Raw genomic sequence first — 13,267 nt, forward strand, 5'->3', positions numbered from 1 at the left:
CCCCAAGGTCTCCGGCGGCAAGGGCGGCCGCACCCGCCTCTCCTTCCCCGTCGTCCTCCTGATCATCGCGGGCGTGCTGCTCGCGCTGTCCGCCGTGCGCGCCATCACCGGCGCACAGGACGTCACCTCGGCCGGACAGATCAGCGCGGCCCTCGCGATGGCCGTGCCGATCGGCCTCGCCGGTCTCGGCGGCCTCTGGTCGGAGCGGGCCGGCGTGGTCAACATCGGCCTCGAAGGCATGATGATCCTGGGCACCTTCTTCGGCGCCTGGGCCGGCTGGCAGACCAACCCCTGGCTCGGCGTGCTCGCCGGTGTCGTCGGCGGCATGCTCGGCGGGCTGCTGCATGCGATGGCAACCGTCACCTTCGGCGTCGACCACATCATCTCCGGCATCGCCATCAACATCCTGGCGCTCGGCTTCACCACCTACTTCGCCAAGCTCTGGTTCAACTCGGGCGACGCGGCGGCCAAGGGCGGCTCACCCAAACAGTCCCCACCAGCCGACGACATCACCTCGGTGACGATCCCGGGCCTCTCCGACTGGCTGCACACCGTCGAGAAACACCACTGGTTCTTCGTCTCCGACCTGGCCGGCGTCCTCGGCGGCCTGGTCACCAACGTGTCGCTGCTGACGATCGTCGCCGCGCTCCTCTTCGTCGTGACGTTCTTCGTCCTGTGGAAGACCGCCTTCGGCCTGCGGCTGCGCTCCTGCGGCGAGAACCCGGTGGCCGCCGAGTCGCTCGGCGTCAACGTCTACACGTACAAGTACATCGCGGTGATCATCTCCGGCGGCATGGCCGGGCTGGGCGGCGCCTTCCTCTCCCTGGTCACCTCGCACATCTACAACGAGGGACAGACCGGCGGGCGCGGATACATCGGTCTCGCCGCGATGATCTTCGGTAACTGGCGGCCCGGTGGGCTCGCCATGGGCGCGGGCCTGTTCGGCTTCGCCGACGCGCTCCAACTCCGCAACGGCGGCGAGTCCGTCCACGCGCTGCTCCTGCTGCTCGTGGTCGTATTGGCCGGGATCGCGGCCTGGAAGCTCTACCGCAAGAGCTTCGTGCAGGGCGTCATCAGCGCGGTCATCGCCGCCGTCGTCCTGGTCTGGTACCTCGGTACGGACACCGTGCCCACCGAGTTCGTGAGCGCGACCCCGTACATCGTCACGCTGCTCGTCCTCTCACTCTCCGCGCAGCGGCTGCGGATGCCGAAGGCGGACGGTATGCGCTATCGCAAGGGCCAGGGCAAGTGACGCCCACCGCCGGAGCGGGCGCCACCACGGTCACCGAAGCCGACTGGGACGCCCTGCGGACCGCCGCTCGGGAGGCCATGTCCCGGGCGTACGCGCCCTACTCGGGCTACCCGGTCGGCGTCGCCGCCCTGGTCGACGACGGCCGCACGATCGTCGGCTGCAACGTCGAGAACGCCTCGTACGGCATCGGGCTGTGCGCCGAGTGCGGACTGGTCTCCCAGCTGCACGCCACCGGCGGCGGCCGGCTGACCCACTTCACCTGCGTGGACGGGGCGGGCGAGATCCTGGTGCCGTGCGGCAGGTGCAGACAGCTGCTGCACGAGTTCGGCGGGCCGGAACTCGTCCTGGAGACCCCGGACGGCTTCCGCACCCTCGACGAGATGCTCCCGCAGGCGTTCGGACCGTCCCACCTCGGTTAGCGACGCGACTCCCCACCGCCGGACGGGCCAATTCCTGCCCGTCCGGCGGTTCTCTCATCCTCTATGCGCGTAGAGTCAACGGGACTCATGCGTACGTACCGGCCGGAAGGACTCCAGGACATGGACGCCATCTCCGTCATCCGCACCAAGCGGGACCGAGGCGAGCTGACCCCCGAGCAGATCGACTGGGTCATCGACGCGTACACCCGCGGCGAGGTCGCCGACGAGCAGATGTCCGCGCTGGCCATGGCGATCCTGCTGAACGGCATGAACCGCACCGAGATCGCCCGCTGGACCGCCGCCATGATCGCCTCCGGCGAGCGGATGGACTTCTCCGCGCTCTCCCGCCCCACCACCGACAAGCACTCCACCGGCGGCGTCGGCGACAAGATCACCCTGCCGCTCGCCCCGCTGGTCGCCGCCTGCGGCGCCGCCGTGCCGCAGCTCAGCGGACGCGGCCTCGGCCACACCGGCGGCACCCTCGACAAGCTGGAGTCCATCCCCGGCTGGCGCGCCCACATCACCAACGCCGAGATGCTCGACGTCCTCGACACCACCGGCGCGGTCATCTGCGCGGCGGGCGACGGCCTCGCCCCCGCCGACAAGAAGCTGTACGCGCTGCGCGACGTCACCGGCACCGTCGAGGCGATCCCGCTGATCGCCAGCTCGATCATGTCCAAGAAGATCGCCGAGGGCACCGGCGCACTCGTCCTGGACGTCAAGGTCGGCTCCGGCGCCTTCATGAAGACCATCGAGGACGCCCGCGAACTGGCCTCCACCATGGTCGCCCTGGGCACCGACAGCGGAGTGCGGACGGTCGCGCTGCTCACCGACATGTCCACCCCGCTCGGCCTGACCGCGGGCAACGCCCTGGAGGTCCGCGAGTCGGTCGAGGTGCTGGCCGGCGGCGGCCCGAAGGACGTCATCGACCTCACCCTGGCCCTCGCCCGCGAAATGCTGGACGCGGCCGGGCTCAAGGAAGCCGATCCGGAGAAGGCCCTCGCGGACGGTTCCGCGATGGACGTCTGGCGCCGGATGATCTCCGCCCAGGGCGGCGACCCGGACGCCACCCTCCCGGTCGCCCGCGAGCAGCACGTCCTGACGGCCCCGTCCTCCGGCGTACTGACCCGCCTGGACGCGTACGACATCGGCGTCGCCGCCTGGCGCCTCGGCGCGGGCCGCGCCCGCAAGGAGGACCCGGTGCAGGCGGGCGCGGGCGTCGAGCTGCACGCCAAGCCCGGGGACACGGTGACCGCGGGGCAGCCGCTGCTGACGCTGCACACGGACACCCCGGAGAAGTTCGAGTACGCGCTGAAGGCGCTGCCCGAGTCGTACGACATCGCCCCGGCGGGCACGGAGTTCACCGCCACCCCGGTGGTGCGCGAGCGCATCGCGTAACCGCGGGCGCCGACGCGAACGGCCCGCCGGGACGGTGTCTCACCGTCCCGGCGGGCCGCTTTCATGCGGTCCTGCCGCGTCCTACTGGCCTGCTACTTGCCGAAGTAGGCGTTGTAGATCGCCACCGAGGACGTGTTGCCCTTCTTGTCGGTGACCGTGGCCTTGAAGGACACCGACTTCTTCTTGGCCGGGTTCTTCATGGCGATCTTCCCCTTCTTGACCGCGGTCTTCTTCCAGGTCTTCCCGCCGTCGTAACTGATCGACACCGTCAGCGACTTCAGGTTCTTCCCGGCTGCCGCACCCTGCACCGTCACCGGCACGGACACGGCCTTGCCGGCCTTGGCCGTGCTGTCCGGCGCCACCTCGGGAGTGAAGCGGACCATGGAGACCGGCAGCTGGGCGTAGCCCGAGACCGGCCGGCCGGAGCGGAAGGTCCAGCTCGTGTCGATCCGGGTGGAGACCGAGGCGACGTCGGCGCCGCGCCGCACCGACGTGGTCAGCCGGTAGTCGGCGGCGGCGGACGGCACGACGATGGGCGTCTCGCCCGTCAGCGGGTCGGCGTTCCTGGCGAACTCCTTGCCGTTGCGGTAGAGCACGGTCTTCACCGAGCTGTACGCGGAGCCGCCGACATTCCGGTGGCCGTCGGCGACCAGCGGCAGCGCCCCCGTGAGCTCGTTGCCGTCGCGGAAGACCCCGAAGCCGGCGTTCATGTACGGTCCGAACACCGCGGTGTTCACGGTCTTCGCGTACGTCCCGCCCGCCTTGAGGGTCTGCGGGGCACCGAGGGAGTACCAGGCGTCGGACTGCGGGAAGCCGTCCTTGTCGAGCGCGCCGTTCTGGTTGAAGTCGAAGCTCCACTTCACCTTGTCCGCGGTGGAGACGTAGGCCGTGGTGGTCGACGGGAGCTTCTGGGTGGTCAGGGCCGCCCAGCCGCTGAACGAGTCGGGCAGCTCGCCCCACGCGCCGATGTCACCGGTCTTGCCCTTGACGGACGCACCGGAGCGGATCGTGACCTTGGCGAGCTGGCCGCTGCTGAACGCGCGGCGGTAGCCGGTCGCCGCCTGGCTCACCGGGCCGCCGACCGTGATGTCGTACCGGGTCGCCGTGCCCTTGGCCCAACTGCCGGTCCAGTGCTGCGAGAGCTGGATGCCGGTCGTCTTCGGGCCGATGTGCGCGGTGCGCAGCGGCTTGAACGAGTCGAGCAGCCAGCCGTAGCCGTAGAAGCTGTTCTCGGTCTCGAACTGGAGGTCGGGCGAGGCGAGCAGGGCCTTCGTGCCGGTCGCCGGAACGGTGATGTCCACCGGCTTGGCCAGGCGCGCGTCGAAGGTCACCGTGGTGTTCTTGGTGACCTTCAGATGGGGCTGGGTGAGCCAGTCGACGCCCTTGTCGTAGTTGTCCGGGTCGATGTACACGGCCGAGTTCAGCACGTACCCGCCCTTGGGGACGCGGAGCTTCGCCGTGCCGTTGACCACCTCGGGGGACTCCCACACATCGGTCCCGCCGCCGGTGATGCCGTAGACGTCCCCGGTGGTGTACCGGGCCGGCTTGCCGTCACGCCCGATGGTCTTGAGCGTGAGGTCGTACGACTCGCGCTCGCGATTGACCGCGGCCGCGGTGCGGACGGTCTGACCGCCGCCCGTCGCCACGACGTACGCGGAGTAGTCGCCGTCGGCCGTGCCGCCGAGCCTGGTGTTCACGGTCAGCGGCACCTCGGCGGTGCCGCCCGCCGGGACGGTCACCCGGTCGGCGCCGAGGGCGAAGAACCCGGCCGGGGCCGGCTTGCCCGCCGGGCCGGTGGCCTGGACGGCGAGCGAGAGCGTGACATCGGTCGTACCGAGGTTGCGGTACGACACCTTCTTGGCGACCGGCACGTCATCGGTGTGCGGCCACTGCTGGACGCCGTAGCTCAGCGACACCGGGTCGGCGACGACGGACTGGGTGATCGCCCGGTCGACGGCGATCCGGCCCGAGCCCTGCTCGAAGGGGGTGTACTTCCCCGGCTTCGTGGAGGCCGTGAGCGCACCCTTGAGCTCGGTGTTCTTCCACTTCGGGTGCTGCTGCTTGAGGAGCGCCGCGGCGCCCGCGACGTGCGGGGTCGCCATCGACGTACCGGAGATCGTCAGATAGCCCGCCGGGTTCTGGCCGACCTCCTTGTCGATGACGGAGCCGGGCGAGGCGGCCGCCGTGATGTCCACGCCGGGAGCGGTGACATCGGGCTTGATCGCGTTGTCACCGACCCGGGGACCGCGGCTGGAGAAGTCCGCCAGCACGTCCTTGCCGTCGACGGCCCCGACGGTCAGCGCGGCGTCCGCGCTGCCGGGGGAGCCGACCGTGCCGGCGCCGCCCTCGTTGCCCGACGCGATGGCGAAGAGCACGCCGCTGTCGGCGGAGAGCTTGTTGACCGCGGCCTCCAGGGGGTCGATCCCCGGGGTGTCGGTGCCGCCGAGGCTCAGGTTGATGACGTCGGCGCCCTGCGCGACCGCCCACTCCATACCGGCCAGGATTCCGGAGTCGTCGCCGAAGCCGTCGTCGTCGAGGACCTTGCCCTCAAGGAGCTTGGCGTCCGGGGCCACGCCCTTGAACCTGCCGCCCGACTTCGCGCCCGTACCGGCCGCGATCGAGGAGACATGGGTGCCGTGGCCGAAGTGGTCCTTCAGATCGGGCGTGCCGGAGAAGTTCTTCGACGCGAGGATCTGGCCCTTGAGGTCCGGGTGGGTGGCGTCCGCACCGGTGTCCAGGACGGCGATCCTGACGCCCTTGCCGGTGTAGCCCGCCTTCCAGGCGGTCGGCGCGCCGATCTGCGGGACGCTCTTGTCGAGGCTCGCCCGGCGTACGCCGTCCAGCCACACCCGGTCGATACCGGCGGCCGTGGTCCGCTGGGCGCTGCCCGACGGCTTGCTGGTGAGCGCCTGCCAGATGGACCGGGCGTCCTCCCGCGGGGTGGCCACGGACTGGGCGTTCAGCGACTTCAGCACGGGCCCGACCCGGGTGGCGCCCGCGTCGCGGACCTCCGCCCTCGCGGCCGCGGCCCCGGCTCCACGGTAGGAGACGATCAGCTTCAGGCCCGACTTCTGCGCCCTGCGGTTCTCTGCCCGGTTCAGCTCCGTGACGTCGAACAGCCGACGGTCCAGCCTTCCGGAACTGATCAGCCGGTGTGCGTCGGCAGGGACGAGCAGGGTGTGCCCGTCCTGTATCTGCCGCTGCACGGGTATGTGCTCGCGTCCCGCCGCGGGACGGAAGCCCACGACCCGGCCCTTGGCGTCCACCGTGACGCGGTCACCGGTGATGAGCGTGAGCTGATGCCGGGCGCCGGACGTGCCGTCCGCCGACCGCGACGGGCCGTTGTCACGGGCCATGGCCGGAGTGGTCAGCCCGGCCGCTAGCGCCACGGCCGCAGCTGTGGCGACGGTTGAGACACACGCTCTTGTGACGTGTCTGCGCAACTCTCCCCCTGGAGAATCAGGCGGCCCCACGAGAGGGCCACTGGGCAGCCGGCCCCGGTGCGCGCACCGAGGCCGGCCGTTTCACCCGTATAGAGGGGAGAGTTGATCGAATCGGTTCACAGTAAGCACACAGAAGAACGGAGTTGGCGAAACTTCGTCGATGGTCGGTCGGCCCTGCGCGACGGGAAACGGCCGTGACGACGGTGGCCGCGGAGGCCTGCGCGCAGCTCGGGGCACCAGGACGCTCTCAGGGGAGGCGGAGGGGAGGCTGTGGAAGTCCGGTGAAAAGCGGGGAACGGCACGGCGATGAGTTTCGGCCGCCGGACCGGTCTCCCTGATGTGGATGCCATGACCCCGATCGTTCTCACCGTCTCCGGACGCCTCACGCGGGCCGGTGTGCCCGGACTCTGCGCTGAGCTGGAGGCGCTGCTGGCCACCGCGGACACGCAGGTGACGGTGGTGGACTGCGACGTGGGCGGGCTCGTCCACCCCGACCTCGCCGCCGTGGAGGCGGTCGCCCGGCTGTCGCTGGTCGCCCGCCGGGCGGGCGGCAGACGGCTCCGGCTGCGCGGAACGCCTCCCGAACTCCGGCTGCTGCTGGACCTGGTGGGGCTGGACGAGGTGGTCGGCCTCGCGGACCAGGAGGGGGCGCGCAGGGTCCCGGAGTGAGCGGGTGGCCTGCTGCGCGGCCTGATCCGCCACGGCACCGGCCACCACCTGGTGCGGACTGAAGGCCCCAGGCCCTTCAGTCCGCCTCGCGCCAGCCGTCCCTGACGACCACCTTCGAGCACTGGACGGCGGACAGACGGGCCCCGTCGCGCACCGTCTCCGAGGGCGTGACGCTCGGAGACGGCGACGGGGAGGGCGGCGCGTACCGCCCGGAGGCGGAGCCGGACCGGACCTGGTCGCAGAGATCGGCGTACCCGGTCTCCGGCTGCGGTCCCGGCTCCGCCTCGGAGGCCGGTGGCACGACGCGGCGGGGGCCGGACGTGGCCGTCGGCTCACCGAGCCACTGGGCGGCCCCCCAGCCGCCGGCCACGGCCACGGCCCACGCCGCGACCAGCCCGTACGCCGCGCCCCGGCCCAGCCGTCGGCTCACGCCGCATCCGCCTCCAGGTGATCGGGCAGCCCGAACAGCGGGAACCAGCGCGGGGTGTCCAGGAAGCAGTGCATCCCGGTGATCGCACCGTCCGAGATGTCGATGACCTGCACCGCCCACGGCACGAAACCGGGCCCGTCCGGATTCGGCTTGTAGTGCGCGAACGCCGGGGTGCCGTTCGCCGACGTCGCGATCAGCCGGGAGCCCGCACAGGACGCGCCCATGGAGGTCATGAAGCCGGCGATGTCGTCGTGCCCCTGGAGCCAGAGGTCGAACGGCGGCATCGTCATGATGGCGTCCTCATGGAGCAGCGCGGTCAGCGCCTTCATGTCGTACCCCTCGAACGCCGCCACGTACCGCTCCAGGAGCTTGCTCTGCTCCTCGTCGAGCGGATCGGCGGCGTCGGCGGCCGTGCCCTGGTGGTCGTTGAGCGTCGCCCGCGCACGCTGGAGGGCGCTGTTGACCGAAGCGACCGAGGTGTCGAGCAGCTCGGCGACCTCGCTCGCCTTCCACGCGAGCACCTCGCGCAGGATCAGCACGGCCCGCTGCTTGGGCGGCAGATGCTGCAGCGCGGCGACGAACGCGAGCCGCACCGACTCGCGCGCCACCGCCGCCTCGGCCGGGTCCGCGACGGACGGCAGGATGCGCCCGTCCGGCATCGGCTCCAGCCAGGTGTTCTCCGGCCGCGGATTGAGCGCGGCCTGCGCGAGCGGCGTCGGGCCGGACAGATCGACGGGCCTGGCCCGCTTGTTGCCCGCGTTCAGCATGTCGAGGCAGACGTTCGTCGCGATCCGGTACAGCCAGGACCGCAGCGAGGAACGGCCCTCGAACTTGTCGAAGTTGCGCCAGGCGCGCACCAGCGTGTCCTGGACCGCGTCCTCCGCCTCGAAGGCCGAGCCGAGCATCCGGTAGCAGTAGCCGGTCAGCTCGACCCGGTGTCCCTCCAGACGGCTGTCGATATCGCCCGCCGTCGCCGTCAGATCACCCATTGCGTCGCTCCACCCCTGTTGCGCCGTGACACCGCTCACTTCAGCACTTGGGAAGCTACCGCAGGGCACTGACAACCGAGGCGGGAAGGGCGGAAAGCGGTCACGTTCCGAGCTTGCGCCCGTACACGTACACGTCGTCGCCGTTCTTCAGCAGATTCCAGTACGACTTCGCGTCGGCGGTGCGCATGTTGACGCATCCGTGCGAGCCCGGCGGGTTCCACATCTTCACGCCCACCGCATGGAAGGCCTGCCCGCCGTCGAAGAACTGCGAGTACGGCATCGACACGTGGTAGATCGACGAGACGTGGTTCTTGTGCCGCCAGTAGATCTTCTTCGCCCCGGTGCGGGTCTCGTACTTGTCCCGCCCGGTCCGCACCGGCACCGGCCCGAACTTCAGCTTCTTGCCGTCCTGGATCCAGCTGATCTGCCGCGTCAGGTCCACACACGCGATGCGCCCCTTGTCGGTGGGGCACTTCTTCGCCTTGTTCGGGTCCTTCCCGGCCGCCTTCTGGGCGGTGAGCGTCTGCATGGTGCGCCAGGTGACGGGCCCGGCGTAGCCGATGGTGGGCGTGACCCCGTAGGTGCTCTGGAACGACCGGATCGCCTTGCAGTCGGCCACCGACTGCTTGCCGTCCACCGGCCGGTGCAGGTACTTCTCGACCTGCTTCTGGTTCGGTCCGGTGGACGTCGTGCAGGACGCCGCCTGCGCGGACCCGCCGGTGCCGAGGACGAGCGCCGGTATCGCGGTCAGCCCCGCGACGGACACCGCGAGACCGCGCCGCGTCCGCACGCCTCGAATGCCCTGGATGCTCCTCATGCTTTCCGTGACTCCCATGTACGCCAACTCCCCTTCGCGCGCAGTGCGGTGATTCCGCCTGCTAGACGCGCGCCGGGGAGTGGATGGTTGTGCGCCGTATGTCTCAGTTCTGTACGGACAGCACCGCCGCGGACCGGCGCCGCTCGACGCGCGCCGCCCTCGACCCGTACAGCGTGATCGAGACGACGCCCAGGACCGCGAGGAGTCCCAGCGTGACCGTGCCCGCCCAGCCGCCGGCGTGGAAGGCGACCGCGCCGAGCGTGCCGCCCGCGCTGGAGCCGAGGTAGTACGCCGACTGGTAGAGCGCCGACGCCTGGGCCCGGCCCTTGGTCGCCGTACGGCTGACGGAGGAGGAGGCCACCGCGTGCCCGGCGAAGAAGCCCGCCGTGATCAGGACCAGGCCGAGGAGTACGGCTGCCAGCTGGTCGGCCAGCGAGAGCAGCAGACCGGCGGCCGTGGTGGAGACGGCGAGGTAGAGCGCGCCCCGGCGCCCCAGCCGGGCGACGAGGCGCCCCGCCGCGGCGGAGGAGACCGTACCGACCAGGTAGACCAGGAAGATCGAGCCGACGATCCCCTGCGGGAGGTTGAACGGCGCCTCCACGAGGCGGTAACCGATCACCGTGTACACCGCGCCGAACACCGTCATGAACAGCGCGCCGATCGCGTACAGCCGGCGCAGCAGCGGGTCCGCGAGGTGCCCGCCGACGGTCCGGGCGAGCGCCTTCGGGTTCAGCGAACCGGGGGTGAAGTGCCGGGCCCTGGGGATCATGAAGTGGAAGACGACGGCGCAGGCCACGGCCAGCACACCGACCGAGCCGAGCGCGGCCCGCCAGCCCCACAGCTGGGCGACCCAGCCGGTGAGGATGCGGCCGCTCATCCCGCCGATGCTGTTGCCGGCCACGAACAGCCCGATCGCCGCGACCAGCGCCTTGGGCCGTACCTCCTCCGCGAGATACGCCATCGCGGAGGCGGGCAGTCCGGCGAGTGCGGCGCCCTGCACGGCGCGCAGGGCGATCAGCCAGCCGAGCGACGGCGCGAACGGCACGAACAGCCCGACCACGACCGCGACCGTCAGCGAGGCGGTCATCATCTGCCGCCGCCCGAACCGCTCGGACAGCGCACTCATCGGCAGCACGAAGAGCGCCAGCGCACCCGTCGCCGCGGAGACCGTCCAGCTCGCCTGCCCGGCCGTGGCGCCGAAGGAGGCGGAGACGGCGGGCAGCAGGGCCTGGGTGGAGTAGAGGAGCGCGAAGGTCGCGACACCGGCGGCGAAGAGCGCGAAACTCATCCGGCGGTAGCCGGGACCACCGGGTTCGAGCCGGTCCGCGGTGGCGGTCTCGGTGACGCTTACGGGGGACGACTGGGTCGAGGCGGCCACGATCAGGGTGGACGCCCCGGTACTGGCGGGAGGCATGCAACGAACGTAGGCCGCCCCCCTTTCATGCGTCCAATGCACAAAGCGGCGATAATCAATCCCATGGCGCATCAGCACAGCTCACAGCCGCGGCTGTCACCAAGCAGTTACGAAGAAGACATCCGCGCCGTCCTCGCCCCGCGGCTCGCCTACTTCGAGGCGGTCGCCCGCCACGAACACGTCACCCGCGCCGCGCACGAGCTGGGCGTACCCCAGTCGACGCTCTCGCGGGCGATGGTCCGGCTGGAACAGGACCTGGGAGTCGCCCTGTTCGCCCGCAAGGGCCGTACCGTCTCCCTCACCCCCGCGGGCCGCACCTTCCTCGACTCGGCCGAGCGGGCGCTCGCCGAGGTGGAGAAGGCCGCCGACTCGGTACGGGCGGACGCCGACCCCACCGCGGGCAAGGTCGCCTTCGGCTTCCTCCACACGATGGGCTCGGAGACCGTCCCCGCCCTGATCCGCGCCTTCCGCGCCGACCACCCGCGGGTCCGTTTCCAGCTCGTCCAGAACTACGGCGAGGCCATGATCGAACGCCTCCGCGCGGGCGGCCTCGACCTCTGCCTCACCTCACCCGTCCCGGACGCCCCGGACCTGGTCGCCCTGCGCCTGGACGAACAGCGGCTGCGCCTCGTCGTCCCCGACGACCACCGCCTGGCCACCCGCCGCCGCATCCGCCTGGCGGAGGCCGCCGACGAAACGTTCGTCACCCTGGAACCCGGCTACGGCCTGCGCCGCATCACGGACGACCTCTGCGCGGAGGCGGGCTTCGTCCCCCGCGTCGCCTTCGAGGGCGAGGAGGCCGAAACCCTGCGCGGCCTGGTCGCGGCAGGCCTGGGCGTGGCCCTGCTCCCGCCCCCGGCGGTGGCCCGCCCCGGGGTGGTGGAGCTGACGGTGACGGCTCCGCGGGCCGCTCGGGAGATCGGGGTGGCCTGGCTGGACGGGCACCCGGACACCCCGCCGGTGGCGGCGTTCAAGAAGTTCCTGCTGTCGCGGCGGGGGCACCTGCTGCCGGAGTGAGCGGCGCCGACGACGGTCAGGACTGTGCGGTGGACGACGCGTAGGCGGCGAAGTCCGACCAGGCGGTGGTGGAGACGGTGAACGGGGGGCGGGCGGTGTCCTTGGAGTCACGGACGTGGACGGCGTCGGGGTGGAGGGCGACCTCGATGCAGTTGTCGCCGCCACTGCCGCTGTAACTGCTTTTGAACCAGGCCAGTTCGGTGCTCATAGCGCTCCTCGCATCTGCTTCAGCAGGCCCACAGTGGCCTCGTGGCTCAGCGCCTGTGAGCGCATCTTGCCATAGCGCTGGAGCATGGCACTGACCAATCTCGGGTCAGTGAGCAGGGTGCTGCTGTCATGGCCCTCGACGTAGCCGAACCAGGAGTTGCACGGAGTCTCCGCCAGATACAACTGCCCGTCGACGCCCGAGTGATCCGGCTGTTTGAGCGGCATGACGAGGATCTCCACGTTCCGCCGACCGCCCTGCACCAACAGATTGTCGATGAGCGAGGCAGTGACGTCCGCACCTCCTAACTGACGCTCAAGGACGGCCTGTTCGATGATGAACGAGAATGAGGTGTTGGGGCGTTCGGCCAGGAGTTCCTGTCGCATCAGGCGCGCGGCCACCTGCTGCTCGAACTGCTCCTCGGCGAGAGGGGGAAGCCTCCGGTCGAAGACGGCTCGGATGTACCCCTCGGTCTGGAGCAGTCCCGGAATGCCCCGGCACTCGTACGCGTACAGCGTGATCGCTTCCTCCTCGATCCCCGCCCACTGGAGGAACCACGACGCCAGACCGGCCCTGCGCCGAAGGCTCCGCGCCGCAGCGGCGAGGACCTTGCCCGCGACCGGCCCGAGGGCGTCCGCCGCCCGCTCGGGGAGGTCCTCGGGCGGGAACCGCCGGCCCTGCTCGATCTTGGCGATGTAGGCCGCCGAGTACCGCACGCGGGGTGCGAACTCCTCCTGGGTGAGGCGGGCCGCTTCGCGCAGGGCCTTCATGACCGCCCCGAATGTCTTCAGGCTGTCGGAGAGCTCGGGTTCGCCCGGGGACGTGGTGCTGTCGTGGTTGGCCGTCATCGCTGCCCCGTCTTTCGCGCATGGATCAACGCAGCAAGAATCACGGAGGGTTACCCATCCAGTCCAGGGAAGCAACCCATACAAGTGAACGTGTATGGGTGTTGTTCCTACTGACAGGGGCGACCGAGGCGGAACGCTGAGCGCATGACGGCTCTCCAGGCACAACCGCCCGTAACTGTACGTGTGTTCACCCAGAGGTGCTCGGCCACCCGCCACGGTGCGACCCTGGCGCGACGCCTGGCCGTGTGGAAGCTCGACACCTGGGGGATCCTGTACGGCACCCGTCCGTGCAGAACCGCATTGGCCGCGAGCTCCGCGACCAGGAGCGCCACAGTGTCGGACAGCCGGGTGCCGTACAGGATCCCC

12 protein-coding genes and 1 pseudogene are annotated in these 13,267 nt (G+C 70.7%); 5 read left to right on the forward strand and 8 right to left on the reverse strand.

The window, feature by feature from the left end:
• The 3 genes from J1C73_RS29405 to J1C73_RS29415 form a co-directional block, all read left to right on the forward strand.
• On the forward strand, positions 1-1,252 hold a 1,252-nt coding region (locus tag J1C73_RS29405), incomplete at its 5' end, for an ABC transporter permease (protein ID WP_207319037.1).
• Positions 1,249-1,671 (forward strand): cytidine deaminase, encoded by a 423-nt coding sequence (locus tag J1C73_RS29410; protein WP_207319038.1) that lies wholly within the window; start codon positions 1,249-1,251, stop codon positions 1,669-1,671. The genes J1C73_RS29405 and J1C73_RS29410, both read left to right, overlap by 4 nt.
• 120 nt (positions 1,672-1,791) lie before the next feature.
• Positions 1,792-3,069 carry a thymidine phosphorylase gene (locus tag J1C73_RS29415; protein WP_207319039.1) on the forward strand — a complete coding sequence of 426 codons (1,278 nt, stop codon included), beginning with the start codon at positions 1,792-1,794 and terminating at the stop codon, positions 3,067-3,069.
• Between the two features lie 92 nt (positions 3,070-3,161).
• Here the strand turns inward: J1C73_RS29415 and J1C73_RS29420 are convergent, their stop codons facing one another.
• On the reverse strand, positions 3,162-6,458 hold the full coding sequence (locus tag J1C73_RS29420; protein WP_443732230.1) for a S8 family peptidase: 3,297 nt from the start codon (positions 6,456-6,458) through the stop codon (positions 3,162-3,164).
• 360 nt (positions 6,459-6,818) lie between these two features.
• Here J1C73_RS29420 and J1C73_RS29425 point away from each other — a divergent pair, with 360 nt between their 5' ends.
• Positions 6,819-7,181, forward strand: coding sequence for an STAS domain-containing protein (locus J1C73_RS29425; protein WP_207319040.1), 363 nt, complete (start codon positions 6,819-6,821; stop codon positions 7,179-7,181).
• Positions 7,182-7,257: 76 nt separating this feature from the next.
• Here J1C73_RS29425 and J1C73_RS29430 read toward each other — a convergent pair whose 3' ends face one another.
• The 4 genes from J1C73_RS29430 to J1C73_RS29445 all read right to left on the reverse strand — a co-directional run bounded on the left by J1C73_RS29430 (position 7,258) and on the right by J1C73_RS29445 (position 10,831).
• Positions 7,258-7,611 (reverse strand): hypothetical protein, encoded by a 354-nt coding sequence (locus J1C73_RS29430; RefSeq protein ID WP_207319041.1) that lies wholly within the window; start codon positions 7,609-7,611, stop codon positions 7,258-7,260.
• Entirely contained in the window at positions 7,608-8,600 is a 993-nt protein-coding gene (locus J1C73_RS29435) for a sigma-70 family RNA polymerase sigma factor (RefSeq protein ID WP_124284872.1), read from the reverse strand. Before J1C73_RS29435 ends, J1C73_RS29430 begins: the two co-directional genes overlap by 4 nt.
• A 100-nt stretch (positions 8,601-8,700) precedes the next feature.
• Positions 8,701-9,417 (reverse strand): L,D-transpeptidase family protein, encoded by a 717-nt coding sequence (locus J1C73_RS29440; RefSeq protein ID WP_207319042.1) that lies wholly within the window; start codon positions 9,415-9,417, stop codon positions 8,701-8,703.
• A gap of 103 nt (positions 9,418-9,520) precedes the next feature.
• Entirely contained in the window at positions 9,521-10,831 is a 1,311-nt protein-coding gene (locus J1C73_RS29445; protein ID WP_207319043.1) for an MFS transporter, read from the reverse strand.
• 63 nt (positions 10,832-10,894) lie between these two features.
• On the opposite strand from J1C73_RS29445, the gene J1C73_RS29450 reads away from it, so the two are divergent.
• A complete protein-coding gene (locus J1C73_RS29450) occupies positions 10,895-11,848 on the forward strand; it encodes a LysR family transcriptional regulator (protein WP_207319044.1) in 954 nt (317 codons plus the stop codon).
• A 16-nt stretch (positions 11,849-11,864) separates the two neighbouring features.
• Here the strand turns inward: J1C73_RS29450 and J1C73_RS29455 are convergent, their stop codons facing one another.
• From J1C73_RS29455 to J1C73_RS36135, 3 genes and pseudogenes are all read right to left on the reverse strand, one after another.
• The gene (locus J1C73_RS29455; RefSeq protein WP_207319045.1) at positions 11,865-12,056 is read right to left on the reverse strand and encodes a DUF397 domain-containing protein; all 192 of its coding nucleotides are present in this window, start codon (positions 12,054-12,056) and stop codon (positions 11,865-11,867) included.
• Positions 12,053-12,901 carry a helix-turn-helix domain-containing protein gene (locus J1C73_RS29460; RefSeq protein WP_207319046.1) on the reverse strand — a complete coding sequence of 283 codons (849 nt, stop codon included), beginning with the start codon at positions 12,899-12,901 and terminating at the stop codon, positions 12,053-12,055. Before J1C73_RS29460 ends, J1C73_RS29455 begins: the two co-directional genes overlap by 4 nt.
• Before the next feature lie 269 nt (positions 12,902-13,170).
• Positions 13,171-13,267: pseudogene (locus tag J1C73_RS36135) on the reverse strand (ATP-binding protein); the annotation flags it as partial.

This window comes from Streptomyces laculatispora, from assembly GCF_017353455.1.
GTDB classification, from domain to species: Bacteria; Actinomycetota; Actinomycetes; order Streptomycetales; family Streptomycetaceae; genus Streptomyces; species Streptomyces laculatispora.